A 17,616-nucleotide genomic window follows, 5' to 3' on the forward strand; every position below is an offset into this window, starting at 1 on the left:
ATCCGGTGGATCAGTCGCGCAGGGTCGCCCCGAATCGCTCGCCGGCACGTCGGACGGCGCCGTCACGGGCCTCGGAGGCCTCGGCAGCGGTCAGCGTGCGGTCCGTGGCGCGGAAGCGCAGCGCGAACGTCAGGGACTTCTGTCCCTCGTCCACGCCCGTGCCCCGGTAGTCGTCCACGAGCCGAGCATACTCCAGCAGCTCGCCGGCGCCGGAGCGCACGGTCTCGAGGACGTCGCCCGCGGGTACGTCGACGTCGACCACGAGGGACAGGTCCTGCGTCGCGGCCGGGTACGACACGATCGGCGCGACCGACACGAGGTCCGGTGCCGCGGCGATCAGCGCGTCGAGGTCGAGCTCGACGACGGCGACCACCCGCGGCAGCACCGCGGCCTCGGTGAGGACGGGCAGGAGCTCACCCGCGACGCCGACGACGGTGTCGCCCACGAGCAGCGAGGCCGCGCGCCCCGGGTGCAGGCACGGGTGGCTCGTCTGCGCGACGCGGAGCTCCACGCCGACCGCCCACGCCACCGTGCGGGCCACGTCGAGCGCGTCGGCGACACCGTACGGCTCCGGCTGCACGCCCGGCTGCTTCACCGTGCGGTTGCCGGTGAGGAGGGCCGAGAGGTGGAACGGCTGGGGCGGGAGCGCGGCGTCGAGCGCGGCGAGGGTCTCGGCATCGGGCAGCGCGGCACCCGCCGGTACGGTCTCGGTGCCGAGCTCCACGCCGGTGGTGGGCAGGAACACCCGCGAGGTCTCGTAAAGAGCGACGTCGACGAGCCCGCGGGACACGTTCCGCCGCGCGGCGTCGACGAGTGCCGGCAGCCCGCTGCGACGGAGCAGCGACTGCTCGCTGTCGAGGGCGTTCGCGAGCACGACGCTCGGGCCGCCGTCGCCGTCGATGCCGGGGTACGCGTCCTGCGTCGCGCGGGAGACGAACGGCGCGGTGACGACCTCGACGAGGCCGTCCGCGGCGAGGGCGGCGGCCACCCGACGACGAGCCAGCTGGTGGCGCGTGAGACCGCGCCCGGGCGGGGCGACCGGCAGCACGCTCGGGATGCGGTCGTACCCGACGATGCGTGCCACCTCCTCGACCAGGGTGGTGTCGTCGGTCAGGTCCGGTCGCCAGGACGGCGGCGTGACGACGAGGAGGTCCCCGTCCGCCTCGACCGACGCGCCGATCGCGCGGAGCGTGTCGACGACCTCGGCGTCGGTGTAGTCGACGCCGACCAGCTCGGCCGGACGCGAGAGCCGCATCGTGGTGGTCGGGCGCGGCTCGGTGTCGACGAGCGTCGAGCCGAGGGCGTCCGCCGTGCCACCCGCGAGCTCGACGAGGAGCTCGACGGCGCGGTTCGCCGCGGCCTCGGCGACGAGCGGGTCGACCCCGCGTTCGAAGCGCTTCGAGGCCTCGCTCGGCAGCTTGTGGCGACGGGCGGTCCGGGCGATCGAGACCTGGTCGAAGCCGGCCGCCTCGATGAGGACGTCCGTCGTGGTGCCGGAGATCTCGGTGCGGGCGCCGCCCATGACGCCGGCGAGCCCGACCGGGCCCTCGTCGTCGGTGATGACGAGGTCCTCGGGGTCGAGCGTGCGGGTCGTGTCGTCGAGGGTGACCAGGGTCTCCCCCGCGGTCGCGCGACGGACCCCGAGGGCGCCGACGACCTTCGCGAGGTCGTAGCCGTGCAGGGGCTGCCCGAGCTCGAACATGACGTAGTTCGTGACGTCGACCGGGAGCGAGATGGAGCGCACGCCGGCGAGCGAGAGGCGCGACACCATCCACGCCGGTGTCTTCACGGTCGGGTCGATGCCGCGCACGACGCGCGTGACGAAGGTGTGCGCGCCGACGCGACCGCGGACGGGTGCCCGGTCGTCGATCGTGACGCGGAAGCCCTCGCCGGAGCGGGGCGTGACACGCTCCACGGGGTCGTGGAAGCTCGCGCCCGTCGCGTGGGCGTACTCGCGCGCCACACCGCGCATGCTCATCACGTACCCGCGGTCCGGCGTGACGTTGATCTCCACCGCCGCGTCGTCGAGGCCGAGCAGCGCGATCGCGTCGGCGCCGACCTCCGGGTCCATGCCGAGGTCGGCGAAGCGGAGGATGCCGTCGTGCTCGTCACCGAGGCCGAGCTCGCGCGCCGAGGCGATCATGCCGTCGGACACGTGGCCGTAGGTCTTGCGCGCGGCGATCGGGAACGGTCCGGGCAGCACGGCGCCGGGCAGCGTCACGACGACGAGGTCGCCCACGTCGAAGTTGTGCGCACCGCAGACGATGCCGCGCGGTTCGGGCTCGCCGACGTCGACCTGGCACCAGTTGATCGTCTTGCCGTTCTTCTGCGGCTCAGGCTCGCGCTCGAGCACGCGGCCGACGACGATCGGGCCGGTGAGGTCGTAGGTGTGGACCGCCTCTTCCTCGAAGCCCACCGACACGAGCGCCGCGTGGACGTGCTCGAGGGTGACGTCGTCGGGCAGGTCGACGGACTCGCCGAGCCAACGGAGTGGGACGCGCATCAGACCACCGTTCCGAACTGCTGCGAGAAGCGGACGTCGCCCTCGAGGAAGTCACGCATGTCGTTCAGGCCGTTGCGGAACTGCAGGGTCCGCTCGATGCCCATCCCGAACGCGAAGCCCTGGTACTCGTCCGGGTCGATCCCGGCGGCACGCAGGACGTTGGGGTTCACCATGCCGCAGCCGCCCCACTCGACCCAGCGCGCCCCGCCCTTGGCGTTCGGCTGCCAGACGTCCATCTCGGCGCTCGGCTCGGTGAACGGGAAGTAGTTCGGGCGGAGGCGGATCTGCGCCTCGGCCCCGAAGACCTGGCGCGCGAAGTGCTCGAGCGTGCCGCGCAGGTGCGCCATCGTCAGGCCCTTGTCGATGGCGATGCCCTCGACCTGGGTGAAGACCGGCAGGTGGGTCGCGTCGAGCTCGTCGGCGCGGTAGACCCGCCCCGGGGCGATGACGTAGAGCGGCAGGTCGCGCGACAGGAGCGAGCGGACCTGCACCGGCGAGGTGTGGGTGCGCATCACGAGGTGCCGGTCGACCGGTTCGACGAAGATCGTGTCCGCCATCGCACGGGCGGGGTGGTCCGGGTCGAAGTTCAGGGCGTCGAAGTTGAACCACTCGTGCTCGAGCTCGGGACCCTCCGCCACCTCCCACCCCATGCCGACGAAGATGTCGGCGACGGTCTCGTTGAGGACCGACAGGGGGTGGCGCGAGCCCGGGGTCCTGCGGCTCGGCAGCGCCGTGACGTCGACCCGCTCGGCCTCGAGCCGGGCGCGCTCCTCGGCCTCGGCCAGGACGGACTCCTGCTCGGCGATCGCCTGGTTCACCTGCCCACGGGCCTGCCCGACGAGCTTGCCGGCCGCGGCCTTCTGCTCCTTCGGCACGGTGCGCATCGCGGCGTTCATCCGCGCGAGTGCGGACTGCTCGCCGGTGTGCTCGGTCCTGGCCTGCTTCAGCTCGGCCACGGTCGTCGCGGCACGGACGGCGGCGAGGGCCTCGTCCACGGCGGCGGCGACGGCCGGTTCGCTGATCTCGAGGTGTTCTGACACGAGGCCCAAGCCTACCGGCCCGTGGGATACCGCCGTCCTGCACCGATCGGACGGTGGACGGCGACGCGGACGGGACCGCCCGTGCAGGACTACTTCGTCCGGTGGGCGAACGCCGACTCGTACAGGCAGACCGATGCGGCCGTCGCCAGGTTCATCGACTCCGCCCTGCCGTAGATCGGCACCTTGACGGCCCGGTCGACGAGGGCGAGGTCCTCCGCCGTCAGCCCGCGTGCCTCGTTCCCGAACACCCAGGCCGTCGGCCCGTCGAGCATCCCGTCGGCACGGACGTCCGGCAGGTCGTCGCCCGAGACGTCGGCCGCGAGGATCGTGTACCCGAGGCCGCGTGCCCGGGACACCGCGTCCGCCAGGGTCACGCCGACCGACACCGGGACGTGGAACAGCGAGCCCGTGGTCGAGCGCACCACCTTGGGGTTGTACGGGTCCACCGAGCGCCCGGTCAGCACCACGGCGTCGGCCCCGGCGGCGTCCGCGGCGCGGATGATCGTGCCGGCGTTGCCGGGGTCACGCACCTCCTCGAGGATCGCGACGATCCCCGGGAGGCCGTCCCGTGCCTCCAGGCCGTCGGCCGTGTCGGGGAAGACGTCCTTCACCGACGTCGGGAACTGCTGGCACACCGCCACCACGCCCTGCGGGGTCACGGTGTCGGCCATCGTGTCGAGCACCTGCTCGGTGACGAACCAGGTGTCCACCGGTGCGTCGTCGAGCGCGTAGCGCGCTGCGGCCGTCGGCGTGACGTACAGCTCGCGGAGCAGCTCCGGCCGGTACGCGATCGCCTCGCGCACCGCCTGCGGCCCCTCGAGCAGGAACAGGCCGGTGTCGGCACGGACGTCCTTCTTCGCCAGGGCGGCCACGGCCCGGACACGACCGGACTTCGGGTTCTCGAGGAGATCGCTCACGACACCAGTCTAGGAACGACGAAGCCCCCGCTCCGGAACGGAACGGGGGCTTCGGGTGCAGCGGTGACGACTACGCGGCCTTCGGGGCCGAGGTGTCGGCCGGGAGGGCGCCCTTGGCGGTCTCGACGAGCGCTGCGAACGTCTCGGGGTTGTTCACCGCGAGGTCCGCGAGGATGCGACGGTCGACCTCGACGCCGGCCAGGCCGAGGCCCTGGATGAGGCGGTTGTAGGTCAGGCCGTTCGCGCGCGACGCGGCGTTGATGCGCTGGATCCACAGGCGACGGAACTCGCCCTTCTTCGCGTGACGGTCCCGGTACGCGTAGACGAGGGAGTGGGTGACCTGCTCCTTCGCCTTGCGGTACAGGCGCGAACGCTGACCGCGGTAGCCCTCGGCGCGCTCGAGGATGACGCGGCGCTTCTTGGCGGCGTTGACCGCTCTCTTTACACGTGCCATTGATCTGTTCCTTTACGTTTCCGCCGGCTCAGTGGCCGAGAAGCTTCTTGACGTTCTTCGCGTCGGCCTTCGCGAGGACCTGGTCCTCGTTGAGGCGGGCCTTGCGCTTGGCGCTCTTGACCTCGAGGTTGTGACGCATACCGGCCTGCTGCTTCATGATCTTGCCGCTGCCGGTGACCTTGAAGCGCTTCTTCGACCCGGAGTGGGTCTTCTGCTTGGGCATGGAGGTGCCTTTCCGTGGGATGGGATGGGGGGCCGCGCCGTTGCGGGTGGGTCAGCTGCGCCGAGGGGCAGCTGCGCGGAGTGTCCGGGGAGGACCTACTCGGCCGGAGCCTCGACGGCCGCGGACTCGGTCGACCCGTCGGTCTCCTTGCCCTTCGCGGCGTGCTCCGTCGCGCGACGCTCGGCCTTCTGCGCAGCACGCTTCGCGTTCTGCTCGCCCTTGACGTCGGACTTGTTCTTGAGGGGGGCGATGATCATCGTCATGTTGCGGCCGTCCTGGGTCGGACGCGACTCGACGACACCGAACTCGGCGATCTCCTCGGCGAACTTCTGGAGGAGACGGACACCCTGCTCCGGACGCGACTGCTCGCGGCCACGGAAGAGGATCATCGCCTTCACCTTGTCGCCACCGAGGAGGAAGCCCTCGGCACGCTTGCGCTTGGTCTCGTAGTCGTGCACGTCGATCTTCAGGCGGAACCGGACCTCCTTGAGGTCGGTGTTCACCTGGTTGCGACGCGCTTCCTTGGCCTTCTGAGCGGCCTCGTACTTGAACTTGCCGTAGTCCATGATCTTGGCCACGGGCGGCTTCGAGTTCGGCGCGACCTCGACCAGATCCAGCTCGGCTTCCTGCGCGAGACGCAGGGCCATGGCGATCGGGACGACGCCGACCTGCTCACCCTGCGGTCCGACGAGACGGACTTCAGGGACGCGGATTCGGTCGTTGGTACGGGGATCGGTGATGCGGAGCTCCTTCAATCAGGTGGTGGTCGTCCGGGGCATCTGCCCTGGACGACGGCACGAGAGAGGAGATCTGACGCACGGATCTGGAACCCGTTCGGCAGCCGCCCGACGCCGTTCCGTCCGGAACGGCCAGCCGGCGCGGACGCCGGCGGAGCGGTTGGGACCCGGTAGCCTGTGGTGCACGGCCGCGGGTGGGAGAGACTCCTCTTCTACGACGCCGTCCGGTTGCTCGACCCGCTCGGAGAGCTGGTCGAGGCGCACGGACAGTATCTGCCGCCGATGAGTCTAGCAGAGGAGCACCGTGCCCGACACCCCCGAGAACGACAGCCCTGGGAACGACGTCCCGCAGGAGATCGCCGGCGAGGCGGCCGCCGCCGAGGCCCGCGACATCGCCGAGGTCCCCGCGGTCGAGCTCATCAACACCGTGGCGGTGCACCTGCTGAGCGCGGCGGCCGTCAAGGTCGGCCTGGCCGACGACCCACAGGAGCAGACGGACCTCGACGAGGCCCGGAAGCTCATCACGGCACTCGCCGGGCTCGTGACCGCCGCGGCCACCGAGATCGGCGACCACCACGCGCGCCCGCTGCGCGACGGGCTCCGCTCGGTGCAGCTCGCGTTCCGCGAGGCGTCGACCATCCAGGACGCCCCGGGCAAGGGTCCGGGCGAGAAGTACACCGGGCCCGTCAACTGACGCGACGCACCCGGTGACGGACGGGAGGCGCGTGACCGGCTGGTCACGCGCCTCCCGTCCGTCAGGGGCTGGTGCTGGTGCGGTCAGCGGGCCGGCGCGGTCACGCCGCGTCGCGGGACGCGAGCCGCGCGACAGCGGCGAGCGGGATGCCGGCCCAGTCCGGTCGGTTGCGGGTCTCGTAGACCACCTCGTACAGGGCCTTGTCGAGCTCGAAGGCGTCGAGGAGCGCTCGGTGGCCGCCGAGGTCCGTGCCGGTGCCGCGCTGGTAGCCGTCGAGGAACGCCTCGCGGGCGGCCTGTGCCCACGCGCCCGCGTCGACGAGAGCGTCGTCGTGCGCGAGCGAACCGGCGACGTAGTCGAAGGACCGGAGCATGCCGGCGACGTCGCGCAACGTGACGTCCGGGAGCGAGCGCTCGGTGAGCGGGCGGAGCGGCTCCCCCTCGAAGTCGAGGAACACCCACCCGCGGGGCTCCGGTGCCGCGAGTACCTGGCCGAGGTGCAGGTCGCCGTGGATGCGCTGCAGGGCGGGCCAATCGGCCGCGGCGGCCCGGTCGTACACGGCACGGACGGCGTTGACGTGCGGGGCGACGGTCGGGGCCTCGCGGACCGCGGCGTCGAGCCGCGCGTGCATCGTCGCGACGGCCGCGTTCCGGCGGGCCGCGTCGGCGGGCTCGGTCGGCAGCGCCTCGGCGAGGGTGCGGTGCACCTCGGCGAGCGCCGACCCGAGGGCCGCGGCCTGCGCGTCCCACGGCGTCCCCTCGCGGGCGTCGTGCAACGCCACCCGCCAGGCGTCCTCGAGCCCGGGGAGGAACTCCTGGGCGAAGGCGAGGTGTCCGGTGGCCGTGCCGTCCGGGCGTCCGGAGTCCGGCCACGTGGCCCGCAGTGCGCCGTACACGGTCGGGACCCGGGCGCTGCCCGCGGCCGACAGCGCGAGCTGCGTGGTGACGTCGGGGTTGTCGCCGTGGTGCAGGACGCGGAAGACCTTCACGATGACCTGCGCGCCGTCCGCGGTGTCGCAGATGACCGAGGTGTTCGACTGTTCGCCGGAGAGCACGCGCGACGCAGTCACCCGTCCGATCGGGCGGAGGGACGACGGGTCGGCGTCGATGCGCTCGGCCAGTTCCTGCACCCACGCGGTGTCGGTCGTCGCGTCGACGGGATCCGACCCCGACGCGCCCGCCTCCGGTGCCGGGGTCAGCACCGGCACCTGGTAGAGCACCGGCCCGGTCGGCGCGTCGTCGAGGACGAGCCGGGTGCCGTCCGACTCGGACAGCGTGCGGAGGGACGGCGTGCTGCCCTTCGCCGTGTACCAGCGCTGCCGGGCGATCCAGCCCTCGAGCGTGCGGTCGTGGACGCGGTCGGGTGCCTCGGCGCTCATGGGATGGACGCTACGCGTCGGGACCGGAGTGCGTCCCGGGTGGCGCGTCCTCTGCTCTTTACAACGATGTACAGAGCGACCAGCATGGGGGCATGAGCTCCCTCGACGGCACCGGCGCCGCCCCCTCTCCCCGCGCATCCCTCCCCCTGGCCTCCGAGCAGGACGGCACGTACCCGCGCCCGCAGCTGCTGCGTCGTGCCTGGGCGGACCTCGACGGCACGTGGTCGTTCCGGAACACCGGGGACGACCCGTCGTGGCGGAGCGGTCTCCCCGACGCGCGGGACATCACGGTGCCGTTCCCGCCCGAGTCGCCGGCGTCCGGCATCGACGAACCGGGGTTCCACCCCGTCGTCTGGTACGCCCGCACCCTGACCCGGGCCGAGCTCGACGCCGCCGGGTACGGCCCCGGGGCCGATCGGCTGCGGCTGCACTTCGGCGCCGTCGACCACCGCGCCCGGGTCTGGATCGACGGCCGGTTCGTCGGCGAGCACGAGGGCGGCCACACCCCGTTCTCGTTCGACGTCACCGAGGCGCTCGGCACCGACCCCGACGGCGAGCACGTGCTGGTCGTCCGCGCCGAGGACGACCCGCACGACGTCACGCAGCCCCGCGGCAAGCAGGACTGGCACGAGGAGCCCCACGCCATCTGGTACCGCCGCACCACCGGGATCTGGCAGACCGTGTGGCTCGAGGCCGTGCCGTCGCGGTCGATCGCGGCCCTCCGCTGGACGAACGTCGACCACGCCACGGTTCGCCTGACGGTGCGGCTCGCCGGCGAGCGCAGGGCAGCCGAACGGGTCCGCGTGGAGGCCTGGTGGCAGGGCACGGGCGAGGAGCTCGCGTCGGTCGAGGTCGCCGTGCCCGCCGACGCCGACGAGGTCGTCGTCCCGGTGACCGTCGCCCGCCAGACGAACGGCCAGGCCGAGGACGAGCTGGTGTGGAGCCCGGAGACCCCGCGCCTCGTCGACGCGACGGTGGCACTCGTCGGGGTCGACGCGGTGGCGAGCTACTTCGGCCTGCGGACGGTCGGCACGGACGGCGGCGCGTTCCTGCTGAACGGGCGGGCGTACGACGTCCGCAGCGTGCTCAACCAGGGCTACTGGCCCGAGTCGCACCTCGCGGCCCCGTCCCGCGCGGCCCTCCGGCGCGAGGTCGAGCTCATCAAGGAGCTCGGCTTCACCGCGGCGCGGAACCACCAGAAGATCGAGGACCCGCGCTTCCTCTTCTGGGCGGACCGCCTCGGGCTGCTCGTCTGGGGTGAGGCGCCGGGCGCGTACGCGTTCTCCCCGCTTGCGGTGCAGCGGCTGGTGCGCGAGTGGATGGACGCCGTCGAACGGGACGCCTCCCACCCGTCGATCGTCACGTGGGTCCCCGCGAACGAGAGCTGGGGCGTGCAGCACGTCGCGACCGACCCGGCACAGCAGGCGTACGCCCGGGCGCTCGCCGACCTGACGCGGGCACTCGACCCGACCCGCCCGGTGATCTCGAACGACGGCTGGGAGCACACGAACTCCGACATCGTCACGGTCCACGACTACGAGGGCGACGGCGTCCGGCTCGCGGCGACCTACGCGGACGACGCGGCACGGACGGCGCTGCTCGGCGGCCGCGGACCCGCCGATCGCCGGATCCTGGTCGGTGGGGCGACCGACGAGGGCCAGCCGGTGATGCTGACCGAGTTCGGCGGCGTGGACTTCCAGCCGGGAGCCCGCCGCGAGGACGGCTGGGGCTACACCTCGGCCGTCGACGGCGACGACTGGGTGACCCGGATCACGGCGCTGTACGACGGCGTTCGGGCGAGCTCGTTCCTGGCCGGGTCGTGCTGGACGCAGCTCACGGACACGATGCAGGAGACGAACGGGCTGCTCAACTCCGACCGCAGCCCGAAGGTGCCGATCGAGCGGATCCGGGCGGCCGTCACCGGGCGCTGACGGGCGGCACGTCGGTCCGTTCCCGCAGAACGCAACGTGGGCGGTTCCTCGCAGCGGCATTCCACTGCGAGGAACCGCCCACGTTGCGTGTTGCGGGAGGGTCAGGACGCGAGGAAGCGCAGGACCGTCTCGTTCCACTCGTCCTTGTGCGAGGCGAGCACACCGTGCGGGCCGCCCTCGATGACGTGCGTCTGCGCGTTCGGGATCGCCGCCGCGGTGCGCTGACCGGACGCCTCGAACGGCACGATGCCGTCCGAGTCGCCGTGGATGACGAGCGTCGGGACGTCGATCTTCGTCAGGTCGTCGCGGAAGTCCGTCGTCGCGAAGGCGACCGTGCAGTCGAGCGTGCCCTTCGGCGAGGCGAGCTCGGCGATCGACAGGTCGTACGCACGCTGGTCGTCGCTCACGAGCGGCTTCTTGAGCAGGCCCGGCTCGCCGCCCGCCGTGTAGAACATGTCGACGAACTGGTGCAGGAACGCGGCACGGTCGCCCGTGATGCCGTTCGCGAACCAGTCGGCGAGGTCCTGGTCGACCGCGCCGTCAGGGTTGTCGTCCGACTTCCACAGGTAGGGCGGCACCGCGCTGGCGAAGACGAGCTTCTTGATGTTGCCGGTGCCGTACCGCGAGGCGTAGCGCGCGAGCTCGCCGCCGCCCATCGAGAACCCGATCAGCGTGACGTTCGACAGCCCGAGTTCGGTGATGAGCTTGTCGAGGTCCGCGGCGAAGGTGTCGTAGTCGTACCCGCCCCAGGGCTGCGAGGACTGGCCGAACCCGCGGCGGTCGTAGGCGATGACGCGGTGGCCGGCCTCGACGAGTGCCGGGATCTGGCCCTCCCACGAGCGGCCGGAGAGCGGCCAGCCGTGGATGAGGACGACCGGGTCGCCCGAGCCGAAGTCGTCGTAGTGCAGGTCGATGTCGTGGCCGTTCTCGGCGCCGACGGTGATGAAGGGCATGATTCCTCCTGTCGTGGTTCTTCCAGGGAACGCGGCTGATGCAACTCCCGGCACCCTGGTGCTCCCTGGAGGTGCGGCGACCGGACAGTGGACGTCGGCTGTGGAGGTGGGAAGATCGGTCGGTGACCGACCTGGCGGAGACGACCCGTGCCTCCCGGCAGGTGCCGCCGTCCCGCGCCCGTCGCCTGCTCACGGTCGGCCTGGAGGGACGGCACAGCGGGTGGACCGCTCCCCTCCTCGTGTGGCTGGCTTCCCGCGTGGTCAGCACCGTCCTGCTGCTCAAGGTCTGGCTGCTCGCCACCGCGTACGGCTGGCGGTTCGCGTCGTACCGACGCGAGGGGACCTTCACGGCGTTCCTCGGGTCGTGGGACGCGTCCTTCTACCGGACCATCGCCGAGCACGGCTACCCGACGGCGCTGCCCACCGATGCGGCGGGCCACGTGCTGCCGAACCCGTGGGCCTTCCTGCCGGTCTTCCCGGCGCTGGCGCGGCTGGTCCAGCCACTGGTCGGCGGGTCCTTCTGGGCCGCCGGCGTGCTCGTCGCCACGCTCGCCGGGGCCGGCACGTGCGTCGTGCTCTGGCACCTGGTTCGCGCGGTGACCGACGAGCGGCGGGCGACCCGGGCGACGGCGCTCTTCGCGTTCGCGCCGACCGGGTTCCTGCTGCAGGTGGCGTACGCCGAGAGCACGTTCCTGCTCCTGCTGTTCGGCGGCCTGCTCGCACTGGTGCGCCGGCGGTACTGGCTCGTGCTGCCGCTCGGGCTCGTCGCGGCGTTCACGAAGCCGGGGGTGCTCGCGCTCGCGGTGGCCCTCGCGGTGCACCTGGTCGTGCGGGTCGTCCGGGAGCGCCGGGCGCTGCCGGTGCGCGACGCGGTGGCGATCGTCGTCGCCGGGCTCGGGGTCGCGGCCGCCGGACTCGCGTGGCCCGTCGTCGCGTCGGTGGTGACGGGGCGGCCGGACGCCTACCTCGAGACGGAGACGTCCTGGTGGGTCGGGTTCGTCGGGCTGCAGCACTTCGAACCGCTGACGCCCTGGTTCCGGATGGCGTCGACGTGGCTCGGGCCGCTCGGGGTCGTGCTCGTGGTCGGTGTGCTCGCCGCCGCGGTGTGGTCCTGGACCCGGCGGGGCGTCCGCGCGCTCGGGACGGACGTCGTGGCGTTCACGGCGTCGTACGCGCTGTACCTCGTCGCGGTGTTCCTGCCGCAGCAGAGCCTGCCGCGACTGCTCATGCCGACGGCGCCGCTCCTCGGGGCGGCGGGGTTCACGGGGACGCGGCGGCGGACGGTCGCGTGGCTCGTGGTCGGGGTGTGCCTGCAGCCGGTCGCGGTCGTGCTGCTGTGGTTCCTCGGGTTCCCCTGAGCGCGCCGGCCGGTGGATGCGGTCGAACCACGGTTCCGACGTCGAACCAGGGCGGGCGGCTGGTTCGACGTCGCTTCCGTGGTTCGTCCCACGTCGTGGGGGCCGCCCGGGGCGCGGTTCTACGCGTCGAACGTGTGGAACCAGGCGGTACCGCCCGGGTGCTGCACGGTGATCATCTCGTCGAGGTCGCGGTACGGACCGTCCTGGTTGTGGCTCGCCGACTTGATCCGGACGGTGCCGTCCGGCTCGGTGAAGACCTCGGAGACGATCGTCACGTGGTCGGGCGACTGGTTGTCGTTCCAGTCGTAGAACACGATGTCGCCGACCCTGACCTTGCTCCGCTCGTCGAGGGAGCGTCGGGTCAGCCCGAACTCCGCGGCGTTGGCCGTCATCCACGGGTCCATCGCCGGGCAGTACGTCCACGTGGCGCTGTGCTGGGCGCCGCCGGCCCGGTTGTACCAGTCGGAGCGCTGCTGCCACCCGCGGGCGACCAGGGTCTGCGACACGTAGTTCGCGCAGTCGCCGCCGATCGGGTTCATGGTGCCGTACTCGGCGAGGTTGTAGTCGGACCAGTACCGCATCGCGTACGCGAGCTGCCGGTCGACGTCGGTCAGCGCCGCGTAGGCGACCGTCGTCGTCGCGACCGCCGTCGATGCGTCAGGGACGGGTGCGGCCGTGGGCGTCGGGGTCGCGGTCGCCTGGTCCTGGGTCGCGCCGGCCTGCCCGTCGTTCGCCGCGCTGCCGTTGCCGTCCGAGGACCGGTTGGCGGACGGACTCGGCGCGACCGCCGTCGTGAAGAGCGCCACGTCCGCCGAGCCGGGCGTGTACATCGCCTGGTGCGGAGCCGTGAAGGTCACCTTCGTCGCCGAGGCCCGCACGTCACGCGCCGCGATCCCGCCGACCGTCACCCCACGCACCTCGGCCAGGCCGGTTCCGGCGACCGTGACGGTGACGCCGCCGGCGAGCGGGACCTGTGCGGGCTCGATCGACGAGGCCGCCGGGCGGGCGCTCGACGACGACCCACCGTCCTTGCCACCGGAGGCCGCCTCGGACGACCTCGACGATCCGGACGAGCCCGACGGGCTCGACGTGGCGTCGTCGCCGCGGGAGCAGGCGGCGACGGCGAACCCGATGCCGGCGACGCCGGCGAGGGAGAGCAGGGAGCGGCGGGTGAACGAGGCAGTCATGTCTGCACCAGGGTAGGCGACGGTGCGGCAGGATCACCGGAAGCGCACCACCGACCGGAAGGACCGCCACCCGCATGCCCGAGAGCCACGACTTCTTCGTCGCCGCCGACCCCGACTCCACCCGCCTCCGCGTCCGCGACGCACTCGTCCGTGAGGGCTACACCGTCGAGGACGGCGCGCAGGGCGCCCTGCGTGCGACCCGCGGCAGCCTGGGCGTCACCCTGTTGATCGGGGCGCTCGCGGGCGAGCGGACGTTCCACACCCGGCTCGACGTGCAGCTCATGGTCGCACCGGACGGGAGCACGGTGGCACGGCTCCTCCGCGGGTCCGGGCGGGCGGTGCTGAAGGGCGGGGCGATCGGCGTCGCCCGCGGCACCCGGGCGTTCGAGCAGGCCGCCAACGCGATCCACGCCGAACTCGCACGCGCCGGCGTGCTGACGGACAGCGCTCCGAGCTGACCACGGACCCCGGGAACGAAGAAGGCCACCCGACTGGGTGGCCTTCTTGCATCTGGTGGAGCTAAGGGGATTCGAACCCCTGACCTTCTCATTGCGAACGAGACGCGCTACCAACTGCGCCATAGCCCCGAGTGCTCGACCACAGTAACACCACCGTGAGCGCGATCCGAAATCGGGACGCAGCGGCCGGGCGCGCCGCGGCGTCAGACCGCGCGACGTCGACGCATGACCGCGTCGAGGTCGGTCTGCCGGTAGTCGTCGTCGCCGATGACGCCCATGCCGGCCCAGCGGCTCGGCGTCGCGGGCTGCTCGGGCTCGGGCGCCGCAGCAGCCGGAGCGGTTGCTGCGGCCGGCGAGGCCGGAGCGGTGGACGCGTCAGCCGACGCGGGTGCACGGAGCCCGAGCCGTTCCGCCAGGCGCCCCTGGTCGTGCGAGGACAGCGAGGCCGCGGCCTCCTCGACGTCGGCACGCAGGCGGGACACCCGCGCGAGCGACGGGTCCTGCTCCCCCGCGCGGATCGCCGCCGCCTCGGCGTCGGCCTCGGCCTTCGCCGCGGCGACGCGCTCCCGCAGCCGGGCGGCGAGCTGCGCCGACGACTCCGGCGAGGGCGCCGGCGCCGACGGCCGCTGCACGTAGAGCGGCTTCGGCACACCGGCCGGTGTCCAGCTGCGGTCACGGGCGGGTCCGGCGGGCTGCTCGGTGGACAGCGGCGGCGCCGGGTCCGTCCAGGTGGCGGCCGGACGGGAGGCACGGGTCGCCTCCGCAGCCCCGGCCGCGGCACGCGCCTTCCGCGCCTGCGCCACCTGGTGCAGCTGTGCGAGGACCGCTGCGGACCCGCCCGCGGCGACGAGCCCCGCGACGGCGACGAGCCACGCCCCGGGTGCCGCGACGAGGACGACGAGCGCGACGACGATGCCGAGCGTGCCGAACAGGGTCGCGCCGAGCCGGGACCGACGCATGCGCATGGCGGTGAGCGCGGGGACGGACGAGACGCGCTCGAGGGTCGGCTGCTGCTCGGCGAGACGCCGGGTGATCTCCCGCTGCCGCGCCGCCTCGTGGGCGCGGACGATCGCGGTGCGCTTGGCCTCCTCGGAGCGGGCGACGCGCTGCGCCTCGGCGAGGGACCGTGCGTTCATCTCGACCCGGACCTCGTCGGGGAGCTCGGCGGTCTGGGCGAGGATGCGCAGGGTCTGCTGCAACCGGATCGCGTTCCGCTCGGTGGCGAGGTACTGGCGACGCGCCGCCCAGGACGGCATGAGGTACACGACCCAGAGCACGGCCGCGATGAGCAGGACGATGCCGCCGCCCCAGGAGCCGATACCTGCCATGGGGACACGGTAGGGGCGCGGGTTCCCCCGGCCGCTGATTGCCGGACGCGTGTTGCGCGAGTCGCGACGGAATCCGTCGGAGGAGGCGGTGCCTCCCGTCCGTCAGCGGCGGTGCGTCAGATCCGGGGGCGCGTGTCGAGCGGGACCGCCGCCTCGTCGCGCGCGGCGAGCGGGACGCTGCCGACGCCGGACGGCACCCGGCCGGCGACCCAGCGGTCGAGGACGCCCTCGCGGACCTCCTCGGCCACCAGCGCGAAGCAGAAGTGGTCGCGCCAGTCGCCGTTGATGTGGATGTAGCGGCGGCGCAGGCCCTCGAACCGGAAGCCGAGCTTCTCGACGACGCGGAGGCTCGGGGCGTTCTCCGGTCGGATGCAGATCTCGACGCGGTGGATGCCCACGACGCGGAAGCAGTGGTCGACCGCCATCGCGACCGCGATCGGGGTGACGTTGTGCCCGGCGGCGTCCTCGACGACCCAGTAGCCGATCGACGCGCTGCCGAGGGACCCGTAGGTGATCCCGGAGACGTTGAGCTGCCCGACGAAGCGGCCGTCGAGCTCCATCGCGAACGGGAGCCCGAGCCCCGCACGGGCGTTCGCCTGGAGCGCCCGGATGCTGCCGCGGACGTCGGTGGAGACGTGCCCGGAGGGGTTCGTCGCCTCCCACGTCCGGAGCCACGACCGGTTGGTGGCGAGCGCGACGTCGAGGTCGCGGGTGTCACGGAGCCGGAGGGGCCGGATGGTGACCCGCCCGTGGGACAGGGTCGGGATCGTCGTCATCGCTGTGGTTCCTCCGGTGCCCGGTGATCGACCGGGTGGATGCACGAACGGGCCCGGGGGCGACCCCGGACCCGTTCGTGACGGGGTGGCTACTCTCCCGCGTTGAAGTCCTTCAGCCAGGCCTTGAGGTCCGGGCCGAGGTCGTCGCGGTCCGAGGCGAGCTGCACGATCGCCTTGATGTAGTCCAGCTTGTCACCCGTGTCGTACCGGCGTCCACGGAACACGACGCCGTACACGCCGCCCGTCCACTCCTCGGCGCCCGCCATCTTCATGAGCGCGTCGGTCAGCTGGATCTCGCCGCCCTTGCCCGGCTCCTGCTTCTCGAGGACGTCGAAGACCTCGGGGCGGATGACGTAGCGGCCGATGATGGCGAGGTTCGAGGGGGCTTCGCCCTGCGGGGGCTTCTCGACCAGGCCGGTGATCTTCACGACGTCGTCGGTGTCGGTCTCCTCGACCGTGGCGATGCCGTACATGTGTGTCTGCGACTCGGGGACCTCGAGGAGCGCGACGATCGTCGCGTTCTTCTGGCCCTGCACCTCGATCATGCGCTTGAGCAGCGGGTCACGGGCGTCGATGATGTCGTCGCCGAGCAGGACGGCGAAGGGCTCGCGCCCGACGTGCATCTTGGCGCGGAGCACCGCGTGGCCGAGGCCGAGCGGGTCGCCCTGGCGGACGTAGTGCATGTCGGCGAGGTCGGTCGACTGGTTGACCTTCTGGAGCTTCTCGTGGTCGCCCTTCTTCTTGAGGGTCTCCTCGAGCTCGGCCACGTGGTCGAAGTGGTTCTCGAGCGCGTTCTTGTTGCGTCCGGTGATCATCAGCACGTCGGTGAGTCCGGCGCCGACGGCCTCCTCGACCACGTACTGGATCGCCGGCTTGTCGACGACCGGGAGCATCTCCTTCGGCATCGCCTTGGTCGCGGGGAGGAAGCGCGTGCCCAGGCCTGCGGCCGGGATCACCGCCTTCGAAATCTGGAAGCCCATGCGGATGAACGTACCGGACGACCACTGAGCCGTGGCATGGGCCTTTCGGGGGACACGGCAAGCCGCGTCCTGCGGCGGGAAGCCGCAAACCCGGTCTCGGTAGACTCCCCGCCATGACCGCCGATCTCGGGAACGAGAAGCGCGCCCTGCGAGCCGAGCTCCGGCAGCGGCGGCGCACCCGGACCACGACCGAGCGCGACACGGACACGGTCGGCCTGACCGCAACGCTGCAGCGCTTCGTGGAGGAGCGGCAGGTCCGCTCGCTCGCGCTCTACCTGTCCGCCCCCGACGAGCCCGACGTCCGTCCCTTCCTCGTGTGGGCGCACGAGCACGGCGTCCGGGTGCTGCTGCCGATCACCCGCGAGGACGGCCTGCTCGACTGGGCGGTGGGCGACGGCTCGACCGAGCAGCAGGGCCTGCACGGCATGCCCGAGGTGGTCGGCGAGCTGCTCTCCCCGCTCGCACTCGGCGACGTCGACGCCATCCTCGCGCCGGCCGCCGCGGTCGGGCACGACGGCTGCCGGATGGGCTGGGGGCGGGGCTACTACGACAAGACCCTCGGGTCGATGGCGAACCGCCCGCCCGTCTATGCTGTGATCTTCGACGCGGAGTACCTCGACGAGGTCCCGCGCGAGGCCCACGACGAACCCGTCGACGGCATCATCACGCCGTCGCGCATCATCACCTTCCGGAGCTAGG

General features: G+C 72.5%; 17 protein-coding genes and 1 tRNA gene. 5 read left to right on the top strand and 13 right to left on the bottom strand.

Going from position 1 to position 17,616, the window contains the following annotated elements; translation table 11 throughout:
- Window positions 1-10: 10 nt before the first annotated feature.
- The 6 genes from pheT to infC form a co-directional block, all read right to left on the bottom strand.
- The gene (pheT, locus tag Cus16_RS04170; RefSeq protein WP_069711281.1) at window positions 11-2,503 is read right to left on the bottom strand and encodes a phenylalanine--tRNA ligase subunit beta; all 2,493 of its coding nucleotides are present in this window, start codon (window positions 2,501-2,503) and stop codon (window positions 11-13) included.
- Entirely contained in the window at window positions 2,503-3,543 is a 1,041-nt protein-coding gene (pheS, locus tag Cus16_RS04175; protein ID WP_069711448.1) for a phenylalanine--tRNA ligase subunit alpha, read from the bottom strand. Before pheS ends, pheT begins: the two co-directional genes overlap by 1 nt.
- An 89-nt stretch (window positions 3,544-3,632) precedes the next feature.
- Window positions 3,633-4,460: a TrmH family RNA methyltransferase gene (locus Cus16_RS04180; RefSeq protein ID WP_069711282.1), complete on the bottom strand. Its 828-nt coding sequence runs from the start codon at window positions 4,458-4,460 to the stop codon at window positions 3,633-3,635.
- Window positions 4,461-4,530: 70 nt separating this feature from the next.
- Window positions 4,531-4,914: a 50S ribosomal protein L20 gene (gene rplT, locus Cus16_RS04185; protein ID WP_069711283.1), complete on the bottom strand. Its 384-nt coding sequence runs from the start codon at window positions 4,912-4,914 to the stop codon at window positions 4,531-4,533.
- A 28-nt stretch (window positions 4,915-4,942) separates the two neighbouring features.
- The gene (gene rpmI, locus Cus16_RS04190; RefSeq protein ID WP_022903519.1) at window positions 4,943-5,137 is read right to left on the bottom strand and encodes a 50S ribosomal protein L35; all 195 of its coding nucleotides are present in this window, start codon (window positions 5,135-5,137) and stop codon (window positions 4,943-4,945) included.
- Window positions 5,138-5,232: 95 nt separating this feature from the next.
- Window positions 5,233-5,892 carry a translation initiation factor IF-3 gene (gene infC, locus Cus16_RS04195; RefSeq protein WP_083263666.1) on the bottom strand — a complete coding sequence of 220 codons (660 nt, stop codon included), beginning with the start codon at window positions 5,890-5,892 and terminating at the stop codon, window positions 5,233-5,235.
- 337 nt (window positions 5,893-6,229) lie between these two features.
- Between infC and Cus16_RS04200 the strand changes: the two genes are divergently transcribed.
- A complete protein-coding gene (locus Cus16_RS04200) occupies window positions 6,230-6,568 on the top strand; it encodes a DUF1844 domain-containing protein (RefSeq protein WP_069711450.1) in 339 nt (112 codons plus the stop codon).
- A gap of 100 nt (window positions 6,569-6,668) precedes the next feature.
- Here the strand turns inward: Cus16_RS04200 and Cus16_RS04205 are convergent, their stop codons facing one another.
- Window positions 6,669-7,946 carry a phosphotransferase gene (locus Cus16_RS04205; RefSeq protein ID WP_069711284.1) on the bottom strand — a complete coding sequence of 426 codons (1,278 nt, stop codon included), beginning with the start codon at window positions 7,944-7,946 and terminating at the stop codon, window positions 6,669-6,671.
- A 92-nt stretch (window positions 7,947-8,038) separates the two neighbouring features.
- On the opposite strand from Cus16_RS04205, the gene Cus16_RS04210 reads away from it, so the two are divergent.
- Window positions 8,039-9,877 carry a glycoside hydrolase family 2 protein gene (locus Cus16_RS04210; RefSeq protein WP_069711285.1) on the top strand — a complete coding sequence of 613 codons (1,839 nt, stop codon included), beginning with the start codon at window positions 8,039-8,041 and terminating at the stop codon, window positions 9,875-9,877.
- Between the two features lie 101 nt (window positions 9,878-9,978).
- Here Cus16_RS04210 and Cus16_RS04215 read toward each other — a convergent pair whose 3' ends face one another.
- Window positions 9,979-10,830 carry an alpha/beta fold hydrolase gene (locus Cus16_RS04215; RefSeq protein ID WP_069711286.1) on the bottom strand — a complete coding sequence of 284 codons (852 nt, stop codon included), beginning with the start codon at window positions 10,828-10,830 and terminating at the stop codon, window positions 9,979-9,981.
- A 122-nt stretch (window positions 10,831-10,952) separates the two neighbouring features.
- On the opposite strand from Cus16_RS04215, the gene Cus16_RS04220 reads away from it, so the two are divergent.
- Complete coding sequence (locus Cus16_RS04220) at window positions 10,953-12,188, top strand: hypothetical protein (protein WP_189319522.1); 1,236 nt, start codon at window positions 10,953-10,955, stop codon at window positions 12,186-12,188.
- A 119-nt stretch (window positions 12,189-12,307) separates the two neighbouring features.
- On the opposite strand, the gene Cus16_RS04225 is transcribed toward Cus16_RS04220, so the two are convergent.
- A complete protein-coding gene (locus tag Cus16_RS04225; RefSeq protein WP_069711287.1) occupies window positions 12,308-13,375 on the bottom strand; it encodes an amidase domain-containing protein in 1,068 nt (355 codons plus the stop codon).
- Between the two features lie 74 nt (window positions 13,376-13,449).
- Here Cus16_RS04225 and Cus16_RS04230 point away from each other — a divergent pair, with 74 nt between their 5' ends.
- Window positions 13,450-13,833, top strand: coding sequence for a hypothetical protein (locus tag Cus16_RS04230; protein ID WP_069711288.1), 384 nt, complete (start codon window positions 13,450-13,452; stop codon window positions 13,831-13,833).
- A gap of 53 nt (window positions 13,834-13,886) precedes the next feature.
- On the opposite strand, the gene Cus16_RS04235 is transcribed toward Cus16_RS04230, so the two are convergent.
- From Cus16_RS04235 to galU, 4 genes are all read right to left on the bottom strand, one after another.
- Window positions 13,887-13,962: transfer RNA gene (locus tag Cus16_RS04235), tRNA-Ala, on the bottom strand.
- A gap of 74 nt (window positions 13,963-14,036) precedes the next feature.
- A complete protein-coding gene (locus Cus16_RS04240) occupies window positions 14,037-15,161 on the bottom strand; it encodes a hypothetical protein (protein ID WP_069711289.1) in 1,125 nt (374 codons plus the stop codon).
- A 116-nt stretch (window positions 15,162-15,277) separates the two neighbouring features.
- Window positions 15,278-15,937, bottom strand: a complete 660-nt coding sequence (locus Cus16_RS04245; protein WP_069711290.1) for a GNAT family N-acetyltransferase — start codon at window positions 15,935-15,937, stop codon at window positions 15,278-15,280.
- Between the two features lie 89 nt (window positions 15,938-16,026).
- Window positions 16,027-16,917 carry a UTP--glucose-1-phosphate uridylyltransferase GalU gene (gene galU, locus Cus16_RS04250; RefSeq protein ID WP_069711291.1) on the bottom strand — a complete coding sequence of 297 codons (891 nt, stop codon included), beginning with the start codon at window positions 16,915-16,917 and terminating at the stop codon, window positions 16,027-16,029.
- Between the two features lie 113 nt (window positions 16,918-17,030).
- On the opposite strand from galU, the gene Cus16_RS04255 reads away from it, so the two are divergent.
- The gene (locus Cus16_RS04255; RefSeq protein ID WP_069711292.1) at window positions 17,031-17,615 is read left to right on the top strand and encodes a 5-formyltetrahydrofolate cyclo-ligase; all 585 of its coding nucleotides are present in this window, start codon (window positions 17,031-17,033) and stop codon (window positions 17,613-17,615) included.
- Window position 17,616: the final 1 nt, after the last annotated feature.

This window comes from Curtobacterium sp. ER1/6, assembly GCF_001742745.1.
Classification (GTDB): Bacteria; Actinomycetota; Actinomycetes; order Actinomycetales; family Microbacteriaceae; genus Curtobacterium; species Curtobacterium citri.